This window comes from Arthrobacter alpinus, from assembly GCF_001294625.1.
Taxonomy (GTDB): domain Bacteria; phylum Actinomycetota; class Actinomycetes; order Actinomycetales; family Micrococcaceae; genus Specibacter; species Specibacter alpinus_A.
Map to the genome: position 1 here is coordinate 1,473,674 of NZ_CP012677.1, position 12,386 is coordinate 1,486,059.

At 63.2% G+C, this 12,386-nt stretch carries 9 protein-coding genes; 7 read left to right on the top strand and 2 right to left on the bottom strand.

Going from position 1 to position 12,386, the window contains the following annotated elements:
* Positions 1-15 precede the first annotated feature (15 nt).
* Both AOC05_RS06535 and AOC05_RS06540 read right to left on the bottom strand, forming a co-directional pair.
* Positions 16-1,356 carry a type II toxin-antitoxin system HipA family toxin gene (locus tag AOC05_RS06535; RefSeq protein WP_062006535.1) on the bottom strand — a complete coding sequence of 447 codons (1,341 nt, stop codon included), beginning with the start codon at positions 1,354-1,356 and terminating at the stop codon, positions 16-18.
* Entirely contained in the window at positions 1,353-1,577 is a 225-nt protein-coding gene (locus AOC05_RS06540) for a helix-turn-helix domain-containing protein (protein WP_082357810.1), read from the bottom strand. The genes AOC05_RS06535 and AOC05_RS06540 overlap by 4 nt, the downstream gene beginning before the upstream one ends.
* A 242-nt stretch (positions 1,578-1,819) precedes the next feature.
* On the opposite strand from AOC05_RS06540, the gene AOC05_RS06545 reads away from it, so the two are divergent.
* The 7 genes from AOC05_RS06545 to uvrC all read left to right on the top strand — a co-directional run bounded on the left by AOC05_RS06545 (position 1,820) and on the right by uvrC (position 12,348).
* Positions 1,820-3,562: an ABC transporter ATP-binding protein gene (locus tag AOC05_RS06545; RefSeq protein WP_062006537.1), complete on the top strand. Its 1,743-nt coding sequence runs from the start codon at positions 1,820-1,822 to the stop codon at positions 3,560-3,562.
* Positions 3,559-5,496 carry an ABC transporter ATP-binding protein gene (locus tag AOC05_RS06550; protein WP_062006538.1) on the top strand — a complete coding sequence of 646 codons (1,938 nt, stop codon included), beginning with the start codon at positions 3,559-3,561 and terminating at the stop codon, positions 5,494-5,496. Before AOC05_RS06545 ends, AOC05_RS06550 begins: the two co-directional genes overlap by 4 nt.
* Complete coding sequence (locus tag AOC05_RS06555; protein ID WP_230085616.1) at positions 5,493-5,885, top strand: GntR family transcriptional regulator; 393 nt, start codon at positions 5,493-5,495, stop codon at positions 5,883-5,885. Before AOC05_RS06550 ends, AOC05_RS06555 begins: the two co-directional genes overlap by 4 nt.
* Before the next feature lie 88 nt (positions 5,886-5,973).
* On the top strand, positions 5,974-8,862 hold the full coding sequence (gene uvrA / locus AOC05_RS06560; RefSeq protein WP_062006539.1) for an excinuclease ABC subunit UvrA: 2,889 nt from the start codon (positions 5,974-5,976) through the stop codon (positions 8,860-8,862).
* A 54-nt stretch (positions 8,863-8,916) separates the two neighbouring features.
* Positions 8,917-9,672 carry an HAD hydrolase-like protein gene (locus AOC05_RS06565; protein ID WP_062006540.1) on the top strand — a complete coding sequence of 252 codons (756 nt, stop codon included), beginning with the start codon at positions 8,917-8,919 and terminating at the stop codon, positions 9,670-9,672.
* On the top strand, positions 9,659-10,327 hold the full coding sequence (locus tag AOC05_RS06570; RefSeq protein WP_062006541.1) for a lysophospholipid acyltransferase family protein: 669 nt from the start codon (positions 9,659-9,661) through the stop codon (positions 10,325-10,327). Before AOC05_RS06565 ends, AOC05_RS06570 begins: the two co-directional genes overlap by 14 nt.
* 32 nt (positions 10,328-10,359) lie before the next feature.
* Positions 10,360-12,348, top strand: a complete 1,989-nt coding sequence (uvrC, locus tag AOC05_RS06575; protein ID WP_062006542.1) for an excinuclease ABC subunit UvrC — start codon at positions 10,360-10,362, stop codon at positions 12,346-12,348.
* Positions 12,349-12,386 lie beyond the last annotated feature (38 nt).

Here is a 12,386-nt window from a genome sequence, read left to right on the forward strand (position 1 = left end):
GGCATCCCCTGTGTGTCAGTTCCCCGGGCGCCTGCCGCCCGTATTTTTCGGCATAGCCGAGACGGGCAGCAGGTGGGCCAGGGTCACCGGGCCGCCGGCCGAGACCGCCGCACGTTTGCCGTTGAGCAGGTTTTTGGCCTGGTTGGCAACCAGCAGGGGCACGTTTTTCGCCACCTCGGCCGCCCCGGATTCCTCCACCGCGTAGCGTACCTGTTTGAGCGTTTCCTTGGCTACGCTGCGCGCCCGATCCTGCTCCAGCCCCCACGACTGCCCCTCGGCCACCAGATCCGCTAGGGTCACAGATGGCTGGAACCGCAAGCCGTTGACCCCAATGGCCAGATTCTGCTGTCCGTCGGGGCTCAGCACCTGGGGGAGCACGTCGTACAGCGGGGCCAGCTCAATCCTTCCGTTGGGGAGGTGCAGCAGTGAGAAATTCTTCGCATGGGCATCCGTATTGCCCACGGCCACATTCAAGGTCATGAACGCGAGCAGCCGCTCCCGGTCGTCTGTTCCGCCGCCAAGCACTGTCCGGCGCCGGGGCAGCAGGCCGGCAATGTTTTTCAAGGTGGCCCTGAACGGCGGGAAGGATTCAAACTTCGCATCGCCGCCCCACGGCAGACCCAGCGCCTGGGCCGCATCCTCCTGGTGGATGCGGTGGACGGTACCGCCGTCGTCGACACGCCGGTCGTAGCGTTCGACCACCAGGGCCGGGCTGCCCGCAAAATTGAGGACTTCACTGGCAAAGGTCGTCAAGCCGCAGCGACGGCCGATCTCCAGGCAATACGCCTCGGCATGCAACGCTCCCACGAATTCCGGGGGGAGCGGTTTGAGGATGTGTGTGGTAGGGGCGCCATCCAGGGCTTCGAGCCACTGGTTTCCGATGCGCGCCAGCGTGGTTTTGGGCTGGTAGCCGGTAATCGACCCGCCGCCGCCGGGGGCACCCAGCGCATAGTTTCCGATTCTGGCGAACCGCTCGGCAATCTGGGCATCGGTCACCGGCCGGTAGCTGCCGGTGCCCGAACCGGCCCTGCTGCCAACCTGCAGCGCCCCGGCAACGTCCAGGCCGGCATAGTCGAGCATCGCGTGCACATCCGCGGTCCCGCACCGCGCCTGGGCGGCAAGGTTCGCCAGCCCGCGGCCTTCCGGCAGCAGGCCGCCAAAAAAGGCGGCGGCAGCTGCGGTGGTTGAATCCCGCGGCCCCAGCGGAAGGCTGGTGGAGAGCACAGTGGAGGCGACGCCAAATCGCTCGATTCCCGCTGGGGCCGACTCAAAGGCCACGTCGTCCCCCCGGCCCTTCCTGAGATTCCCCACGTGCGTGCCGTATAGGTGGACCGGAAGCCGGCCGTCCGTGGTCATTCCACTTCCCGAAAGCTCAGCTCGATGCCGAGGTCGGCAAGAAGCTGCAGGAGTTTAGCGTTGAGGACCTTGGGTCGTCCGGTCTCCAGCTCCGAAAGATAGCGTTGGCTGACGCCCAGCCGCTCCGCCAGCTCAACCTGGGTGAGATTGTGGCGCTTGCGCACAGCCAGCACCATCAAGCCCAGATCGGACGTCTTTCGCATCGTGCCCTGCATTGCCATTTCATGACCTTTTCGTAATAGGTTCTTCAGTATTACTTACTCGTAATACTAACGCAGCTATCCCGAAAACGTAATAGCCAACGGCACCCGGCCGGGAACCGGCGTCGTGCCTGGAATGACCGGCAGCCCATGCACAGCCGCGCCACGGCAAACACACAGGCAGTACGCGCTGACAAGAGGAGCCCGTCAGGAGTACGTTGATAGCTGAGTGAGAATATTCGAGGGACCCACGGGAGGAATTTGTGCTGTTTCAACTGATAGCGCGCAACTTAGCGCCCCACAAGGTGCCCCTGGCAGGCATTGTGGTGCTGCAATTCCTCTCTACCATTGCCACTTTGTTCCTGCCGACGCTCAACGCCGACATCATTGACGACGGCGTTGTCAAGGGCGACCTCGACGTCATCACGAGCCTGGGCATGTGGATGCTGCTGATCACCGCCGGGCAGGTCGTGTGCGCCATCGCCGCCACCTACCTCAGCGCCCGACTGGCCATGGGGGTGGGCCGGGCGATCCGCCGCGACCTGTTCAATAAGGTCGAGACGTTCTCCTCCCGGGAGGTCGGGATCATCGGCGCCCCATCGCTGATCACCCGCACCACCAACGACGTTCAGCAGGTGCAGATGCTGACCCTGATGTCGTTCACCATGATGGTCACGGCGCCGATCATGTGCGTCGGCGGGATCATCCTGGCCATGGCACAGGATGTGCCGCTGTCCGGGCTTCTGCTGGTGATCCTACCGGTGCTGATCGTCACCATCGGCCTGATCGTGCGCGTCCTGGTGCCCACCTTCCGCAAGGTGCAGCGCCAATTGGACGACATCAACGGGGTGCTCCGCGAGCAGATCACCGGCATCAGCGTCATCCGCGCCTTCGGCCGCCGCGACTACGAGGCCGAGCGCTTCGCCACCGCCAACGGCGCCCTGACCGCCTCCCAGCTGCGGGCCGGGCGGCTACTCTCGCTGATGTTCCCCACCATCTTCTTCGTCGTCAACGTCACCAGCGTGGGTGTGCTCTGGTTTGGCGGGCAGCGCATCGACACCGGGGACATGCAGATTGGTGCGTTGACCGCGTTCCTGAGCTACATCATGCAGATCCTGATGTCGGTCATGATGGCCATGTTTATGTTCATGATGATCCCGCGCGCCGCGGTCAGCGCCGAACGCATCACCGAGGTCATGGACACCGAGGCCAGCGTCGTGGACGCCCCAGGCGCCCTGGCCGTAGACCGGCTCCACGGCCAGCTTGCCGTGCGCAACGCCGCGTTCAGCTACCCCGGCGCTCAGAACCCGGTGCTCTCCGGCGTCAGCTTCACCGCTGGCCCGGGAACCACGACGGCGATCATCGGCTCAACCGGCAGCGGCAAGTCAACACTGGTGAACCTCATCCCCAGGCTCCTGGACAGCACCGCGGGCGCCATCGAACTCGGTGGCCATGACATCAAGGCGGTCTCCCTGGCCGGGCTGCGCGGCTCGATCGGGCTGGTGCCGCAGCGGGCCTACCTGTTCTCCGGCACGGTGGCCAGCAATGTGCGCATGGGCAACCCGGAGGCGACGGACGAGGAACTGTGGGAGGTCCTGGAAACCGCGCAGGCCGCCGACTTCGTCAAGGAGATGCCCGGCGGCCTGGAAGCGCCCATCGACCAGGGCGGCTCCAATGTGTCCGGCGGCCAGCGGCAGCGCCTGTGCATTGCACGCGCCATCGCTGCCCGGCCGTCCGTGTACCTCTTTGACGACAGTTTTTCCGCCCTTGACTACGCCACCGACGCCAAGCTTCGCGCGGCGTTGAAGCCCATCACCCGCGACGCGGCCGTGCTCGTCGTCGCCCAGCGCGTAGGCACCATCGTGGATGCGGACAACATCCTGGTCCTGGACGAGGGGCGGCTGGTCGGGCAGGGCACACATGCGCAGTTGTTGGAAAACTGCCCCACCTACCAAGAAATTGTGACCTCACAGCTCAGCACTGACGACGAAGGGAGCCGGGCATGAGCATGATGCGCGGGGGTGGCCGGGGCGGCCCGCCACAAAAAGCGATGACGTTCGGGCCCAGCCTCAAGCGCATCCTGGGCCTGCTGGCCATCGACAGGCTGCGCATCACAGCCGTGGTCGCCATGGCTGCCGTGTCGGTGGGCTTGTCGGTCGTGGCGCCGAAGGTGCTCGGCAAAGGCACAGACATCATCTTTGACGGCGTCGTCGGCAAAATGCTGGCTAGGTTTCCCGCCGGCACCACCAAGGCCCAGGCCGTTGCGGAACTGCGTGCCGGCGGCCAGAGCCAGCTGGCCGACATGCTCAACGCCATGAACGTGGTGCCCGGGCAGGGCCTTGACTTGGCCGGGCTCGGCGCCGTCCTCGTGGTGGTGCTGTGCTTGTATGTTGCGGCGTTCTTCTTCAACTGGTCCCAGGGATTCATGACCACCGGCATCGTCCAGCGGGGCATGTACCGGCTGCGTGAGGACATTGAAAGTAAGCTGAACCGGCTCCCCATGTCCCACTTCCAACAGGAATCCCGTGGCGATGTGCTCTCCCGTGTCACTAACGACATTGACAACTTCTCCCAAACCCTGAACCAGACCCTGACCCAGGTGCTCATCGCCGTACTCACGGTGTGCGGGGTGTTGGGCATGATGTTCTCCATCTCCCCGCTGCTGGCCGGCATCTCGCTGCTGACGGTGCCGCTCATCGCCGGCATCACGGTCATGATCGCCAAACGTTCCCAGGTGCAGTTCGCGGCGCAGTGGAAAAGCACCGGTGACCTCAACGGGCATGTGGAGGAAATGTTCACCGGCCACGAAATTGTTAAGGCCTTCGGCCAGCAGGATATGGCCATTGAGAAGTTCCGGGTCTCCAACGACTACCTGTACGAATCCAGCGCCAAGGCACAGTTCATCTCCGGCATCATCATGCCCAGCACCAACTTCATCGCCAACCTGAACTATGTGGTCGTGGCCGTGCTCGGCGGCATCCAGGTGGCGCAGGGCACCCTGACGATCGGCAGTGTGCAGGCGTTCATCCAGTACTCCCGCCAGTTCAGCCAGCCGATGGCGCAGCTGGCCAGCATGATCAACTTGCTGCAGTCCGGCGTCGCCTCCGCCGAGCGGGTCTTCGCCCTGCTGGATGCTCAAGAGCAGAGCCCCGAGTACAGCCCCGCGGCAACGTTGCCGGAACCTCGCGGCCGGGTTGTCTTTGACCACGTCAACTTCGGCTACAACCCTGGCGAACCGCTCATCAAGGACCTGTCCTTGGTGGTCGAGCCCGGCCAGACCGTGGCCATTGTGGGCCCCACCGGCGCCGGTAAGACCACGCTGGTGAACCTGCTCATGCGTTTCTACGAGATTGACTCCGGCACCATCACGGTCGACGGCGTCAACACCGCCCACCTGAGCCGCGCCGAACTGCGCAGCCAGTTCGGCATGGTGTTGCAGGACGCGTGGCTCTTTGGCGGGACCATCCGGGAGAATCTGGCCTACGGCAGGGTGGGCGCCACGGAGGAGGACATCATCGAGGCTGCCGTGGCTACCCACGTCGACCACTTTGTCCGGTCCCTGCCGGAAGGCTACGACACGGTCTTGACGGACGACGGCGGCGGTCTGAGCCAGGGGCAGCGCCAGCTCATGACCATTGCCCGGGCGTGGATTGCCAAGCCCGGCATCCTGATCCTGGACGAGGCCACTAGTTCCGTGGACACCCGCACCGAGGTCATGATCCGCCAGGCCATGAACAAGCTGCGCTCCAACCGGACCAGTTTCGTCATTGCGCACAGGCTTTCCACGATTCGCGACGCGGACCTAATATTGGTGATGAACAACGGTGAGATCATTGAACAAGGCAGCCACGACGTGCTGCTAGCTCACAGGGGGTTCTACTACGATCTGTATATGAGCCAGTTCGGGGACCCGCTGGTGGAAGAGGTGAGCCGGTTATGAATTCCATGGATATTTTGATGCGCCGCTGGCGCCTGGACACCGAGTCCACGGTGCCGCCGTATGAACAAATCCGGCTGCGCATCCTGGACCTGGTGTCGGCCGGTGAACTGGCTGTCGGGACGAAGCTACCCTCGGTGCGGTCCTTGGCGGCCGACCTGGTCGTTGCGGCGAACACTGTGGCACGGGCGTACCGAGAACTTGAGCAGGCCGGGATCGTGGCCACAGCCGGGCGCAGCGGCACCTCCGTAACCTCCGGCGGGGACCTCATCGGCGCCCAGATGGCAGACGCTGCGGACGCCTTCGCGCTGGTCGCTCGGGAGCTGGGTGTGCCAAGCCCCAAGGCGCTTGCCATTGTGGCGGCGGCGCTTGAGCGCGGTTCCGCCCGCTAACCACCTTGTTCGAACAAAGCTTCGACTATACTTTTAATTGTTGGCGCACCATCGCGTCCAGGGTTTGGACAGTACTTTGAAGGAAAAAATGCCCCAGAATTCCACCACCGAGTCCACTGTGTCGCGCCCTGACTTGTCGCGCTTGATCGTCAAGGGCGCCCGCGAACACAACCTTCGCAACGTGGACCTGGACCTTCCGCGCGACTCCATGATCGTCTTCACCGGTCTCTCCGGCTCGGGCAAGTCCTCCCTCGCCTTTGACACCATTTTTGCCGAGGGCCAGCGCCGCTACGTGGAATCGCTTTCCGCCTACGCCCGGCAATTCCTGGGACAGGTGGACAAGCCGGACGTTGACTTCATCGAGGGGCTTTCCCCGGCCGTCTCCATCGACCAGAAGTCCACCTCCAAGAACCCGCGCTCCACGGTCGGCACCATCACCGAAATTTACGACTACATGCGCTTGCTCTGGGCCCGCGTGGGAACCCCACACTGTCCGGTGTGCGGGGAGCCCATCGCCAAACAAACCCCGCAGCAGATCGTGGACCAGCTGCTGGAAATGCCCGAAGGCACGCGCTTCCAGGTCCTTGCCCCGGTGGTGCGGGACCGCAAGGGCGAGTTTGTGGAGCTGTTCCGGGAGCTCACCGCCAAGGGTTACGCCCGCGCCAAAGTGGACGGGGAACAGATTCAGCTCTCCGATCCGCCCAAGCTAAAGAAGACCTTCAAGCACACCATTGAGGTGGTTGTTGACCGGCTGGTGGTCAAGGAAGGCATCCAGCAACGCCTAACAGACTCGGTGGAAACGGCTCTGGGCCTGGCCGAGGGCAGGGTCCTGGCCGAGCTGGTGGACCTGGATGCCGACGACGCCGGACGGATCCGTTCTTTCTCGGAGAACCTCGCCTGCCCCAACGAGCACCCTCTGGCCATTGATGAAATCGAGCCGCGCTCGTTTTCTTTCAACAACCCTTTTGGCGCCTGCACCGCGTGCAGCGGCATCGGCACCAGGCTTGAGGTTGACGAGGAACTCGTTGTCCCCAACCCGTTCCTTTCCTTGCGTGAAGGCGCCATCGCGCCGTGGTCGCTGGGCACAGCCACCACCGAGTATTGGAACCGGCTTTTGGAAGGCCTCTCCGACGAGCTGGGCTTCAGCCTTGATGACTCTTGGAACAAACTGGACACCGGCTCCCGCCAGGCGATCCTGTACGGCAAGGACCACAAGGTAGTGGTGCAGTACAAAAACCGTTTCGGCAGGGAGCGCAAGTACAGCACCGGCTTTGAAGGTGCCGTGCAGTACATCCAGCGCAAGCACATCGAAACCGAATCCGACTCCGCCCGCGACAGGTACGAAGAGTACATGCGCCAGATTCCCTGCCCGGCTTGCGGGGGAGCCCGGCTGAACCCTGCCTCGCTGTCCGTGTTGATCAACGGCAAGTCAATCGCAGAAGTCTGCGCGATGTCCATGCGCGAGAGTTTCAGCTTCCTCTCCACTCTGGTGTTGACCGGCCGGGAAGCCCAGATCGCCAGCCAGGTCCTGAAAGAGATCCAGGCCCGCCTGCGGTTCCTGCTCGACGTCGGCCTGGAGTACCTGAGCCTGGAACGGGCCTCGGCGACTCTCTCCGGCGGCGAAGCCCAGCGCATCCGGCTGGCCACCCAGATCGGATCAGGCCTGGTGGGGGTGCTGTATGTCCTGGACGAGCCCTCCATCGGCTTGCATCAACGTGATAACCGCAGGCTCATTGAGACCCTGACCCGGCTTCGCGACCTGGGCAACACTCTCATCGTTGTCGAACACGACGAAGACACCATCAGTGAGGCCGACTGGATCGTTGACATTGGCCCCGGCGCAGGCGAGCACGGCGGCCAGGTGGTGCATTCGGGTTCCTTGGCCGATCTGCTCACCAACACGAACTCACTCACCGGCGACTACTTGTCCGGGCGCAAGAAGATCGCCGTGCCGGCCAAACGCCGCAAGTACGACAAATCGCGTGAGCTCAAGGTCATCGGCGCGAAGGAAAACAACCTACGCAACGTGGATGTGGCCTTCCCCCTGGGTGTGCTGACCGCCGTCACCGGCGTCAGCGGCTCCGGTAAGTCCACTTTGGTCAACGAGATCCTGTACAAGGTGCTGGCCAACAAGCTAAACGGTGCCAAGCAGGTGGCCGGACGTCACCTGCGCATCGACGGGCTGGAACACCTTGACAAGGTGGTGCACGTCGACCAGAGCCCCATCGGCCGTACGCCGCGCTCCAACCCGGCCACCTACACGGGCGTCTTCGATAATATTCGCAAGCTCTTCGCCGAGACCAACGAATCCAAGATGCGCGGTTACCAGCCCGGCCGGTTCTCCTTCAACGTTAAGGGCGGGCGCTGCGAAGCGTGCACGGGCGACGGCACGCTGAAGATTGAAATGAACTTCCTGCCGGACGTGTATGTGCCGTGCGAGGTCTGTCACGGGGCCCGCTACAGCCGGGAAACCTTGGAGGTCCACTACAAAGGCAAATCGATTGCCGACGTTTTGAACATGCCAATCGAGGAAGGCGCCGAGTTCTTTGCCGCGTTCACCCCTATTGCCCGGCACCTGCGCACGCTGGTCGACGTCGGGCTTGGCTACGTCAGGCTGGGGCAGGCCTCCACCACCCTCTCAGGCGGTGAGGCGCAGCGCGTGAAACTGGCTGCCGAACTGCAAAAGCGTTCCAATGGGCGCAGCATCTACGTGCTGGACGAGCCCACCACGGGCCTGCACTTTGAGGACATTCGCAAACTCTTGCTGGTCCTGCAGGGTTTGGTGGAGAAGGGCAACACCGTAATCGTCATTGAACACAACCTAGACGTGATCAAGACGGCGGACTGGGTTGTGGATCTGGGCCCTGACGGCGGTACCGGCGGCGGGCAGGTCATCGCCACTGGAACGCCCGAGAAGGTAGCCAAGAGTGAGGTCAGTTACACTGCGACGTTCCTGCGGGAAGTGCTCCAGGGCTAAAGTATTCCCGTCCGGGCATGGATGCGCACGGGTCGGGGCAGCTCGTGAGAAACTATGGACGTGACTATTGCCGCACCCCCCATTGCCCATGACGGTTCCCTCAAGGCTGTCCTCTTCGACTTGGACGGTACCCTCGTCGACCCTGCCGGGGGCATCACCGGCGGCATCGAACATGCCTTGCAGGTTATGGGCCTGCCAGTTCCCGGCGCCGACGTCCTTAACGCCATGATCGGACCCAAGCTCGCTGACTCGCTTGTCAGCCATGCGGGCATCTGCGTGGACCAGGTGCCGGAGGTCATAGCCGTCTACCGGGACTGGTACGGCAACACGGGGATAGGCATGTCGGTGCTGTACCCGGGCATCAAGGAACTTCTGGCGCGGCTCCGTGCCGCTGGCGTGCCGCTGGCGGTTGCCACGCAAAAACCGGAACCACTCGCCAAGACCCTGCTGGCGCATCATGGGATTGCCGAGTACTTTGAGGTGATCTGCGGTTCCAACGCTGACGAAACACTCATGCCCGGCGAGCCCGGCTACCGCAAAGGCAAGGCCGAGATCATCGCCGCCGCGCTGGTTGCACTGTCAGTTCCGGCCGGTTCGGCCATCATGGTGGGGGACAGGCACCAGGACGTCAACGGCGCCCGCGCCAACGGACTTGACTGCATTGGTGTCACCTGGGGATTCGCCCCGGAAGGTGAGCTGGAGGCGGCAGGGGTTGCCGCCGTCGTACAGTCAACAACTGAGCTGGCCGCGATACTCCCAAACGTTGCGGGCGCAGGAACCGGACCGGGGGCCGTACATGGCGCTCTATGACCTCACCCGAGTGCTAACGAAAGGCACCATCACCGCCTTGTGCCGTCCCACCGTGGAGGGGCTGGAGAACGTGCCCACCGACGGTGCATTCATTGTGGCGCCGAACCATTTGTCCTTCTTTGATTCGGTGATTGTCCAGGCCCTGACCCCCCGGCCCGTCTCCTTCTTTGCCAAGGCCGAGTACTTCACCGGCAAGGGCCTCAAGGGCAAGCTGATGAAGTCGTTCTTCGAATCAGTGCATTCCATCCCCGTGGAGCGCGGCGAGCAGGCAGCCAGCGTCCAGGCCCTGAAAACGCTGCTGGAGATTCTTGGCAGCGGAGACGGCGTGGGAATCTACCCGGAGGGGACCCGTTCCCGTGATGGCATCTTGTACCGCGGCAGAACTGGCGTGGGCTGGCTTGCCCTGACCACCGGTGCGCCGGTGATTCCCGTGGGCATCATCGGCACCGAAAAACTGCAACCGGCTGGCAAGAATATGATCAAGCCCGCCCCCTTCACGCTGCGCTTCGGCAAGCCCCTGTATTTTGAGAAGACCGGACCGGATCACTCCCTGCCCGCGCGCCGCCACGTCACTGACACCATTATGGATGCCATCGCCGAGTTGAGCGGCCAGGAACGAAGCGCCAAATACAACCAGAGCCCCGCCGCGGAATAGTTCCCACCCGCCGCCCAGCCTAGAATGGGTGTGTGGCAGATCCAGCAACTTACCGGCCAAAGCCGGGCGAGATTCCGACCGACCCCGGCGTGTACCGTTTCCGTGACGAGCATGGACGGATCATCTACGTGGGCAAGGCCAAGAACCTGCGTTCACGGTTGAATTCCTACTTTGCAAACCCGGCCACGTTGCTGCCCAAAACCCATGCCATGGTCCACCATGCGGCCAGCGTGCAGTGGACCATTGTAGGTAGCGAACTCGAAGCCCTGCAGCTTGAATACACCTGGATCAAAGAGTTCGCTCCGCGCTACAACTTAGCCTTCCGGGATGACAAGACTTATCCGTACCTGGCCGTGTCGATGAGCGAGAAGTTCCCGCGTGTGCAGGTCATGCGCGGCGAGCGGCGCAAGGGCACCAAATACTTTGGCCCCTACACCGCTGGCGCCATCCGGGAAACCATGGACACCTTGTTACGGGTCTTTCCGGTGCGTAGCTGCAGCGTGGGCGTGCTGCGCCGCGCCGAACGCAGCGGCCGGCCGTGCCTGCTGGGGTATATCGACAAATGTGCGGCACCCTGTGTGGGACGTATCAGTGTTCAGGACCACAAGGCGCTCGCCCAGGACTTTTGCGACTTCATGGGTGGCGAGGGCACCCGGTTCATCAAGACACTGGAAAAGAAGATGGCCGGGGCCGTGTCCGAGCTCGACTATGAGCAGGCCGCCAGGCTGCGCGACGACATTATCGCCCTGCGCAAGGTCTTTGAGCGCAACGCCGTGGTGCTCAGCGAAGACACCAACGCGGACATCTTTGCCGTGGAACAAGACGACCTTGAGGCAGCTGTGCAGGTATTTTTTGTGCGCGGTGGCCGTATCCGTGGCCAGCGCGGATGGGTGGTGGAAAAAGTTGAGGACGCCTCCGACGCACAACTGTGGGAGCACTTGATGCAACAGGCGTACGGCGCCGAAGCACATCAGCAGGACGCGATTCCGCGCCAAATATTGGTCCCCGAACTGCCTACCAACCACGAATACCTAACCCAATGGCTCGGCGGGCTGCGACAGGGCAAGGTTTCCATCAAGGTGCCCCAGCGTGGGGAAAAAGCCGCGCTCATGGACACCGTCCAGGCCAACGCACACCAGGCCATGGCACTGCACAAGTCACGGCGTGCAGGGGACCTGACCACCCGCTCACTGGCGTTGCAGGAACTCCAGGAAGCCCTGGAGCTGCCCATGCCGCTGCTGCGCATTGAGTGTTACGACATTTCGCACGTGCAAGGCACCAATGTGGTGGCCTCCATGGTGGTGGTGGAAGACGGGCTGGCCAAGAAGGGCGAGTACAGGAAATTTGCCATCACCGGTGAGGCAGCCATCGATGACACCGCCTCCATGTATGACGTCATCACACGCCGGTTCCGGAACTACCTCAACGAGAAGGAGGCCCGCGCCACGACGGTGGCGGCCAGCGGGGAAGTCGCCGCGGCGGGGATCCCCGGCCAGGAAGCGGCAGACACGCCCACCTCTAAATTCGCCTACCCACCGAACCTGGTGGTGGTCGACGGCGGTGTACCCCAAGTTAACGCGGCGTCGCGGGCGCTAGCGGACCTGGGGATCACGGATGTGGCCGTCATTGGGCTTGCCAAGCGCCTGGAGGAGGTGTGGGTGCCTGAGAGTGACTTTCCCGTCATCTTGCCCCGCTCCTCCGAAGGCCTGTACCTGCTCCAACGCATCCGTGACGAGGCGCACCGCTTTGCCATCACCTTCCACCGCGCCAAGCGGGGCAAAGCCATGACAGCCTCAGTGCTGGACACCGTCCCGGGCCTGGGCACCGCGAAGCAAAAGGCAGTGCTGGACCACTTTGGCTCGATGAAGAAGGTCCGGGGCGCCACGGCCGAGGAATTGACGAAGGTGAAGGGTGTGGGACCGGTCCTGGCCCGTTCCATCCATGAGTCGTTGCGCACCGGTGTGGAAGGTGAGGCGCCCGCCCCGGCGGTGAATATGACGACAGGGGAAATCCTGGACTGAGCAAAAAAGTACTGGCTTTGAATTTGCTGGCCTTATAG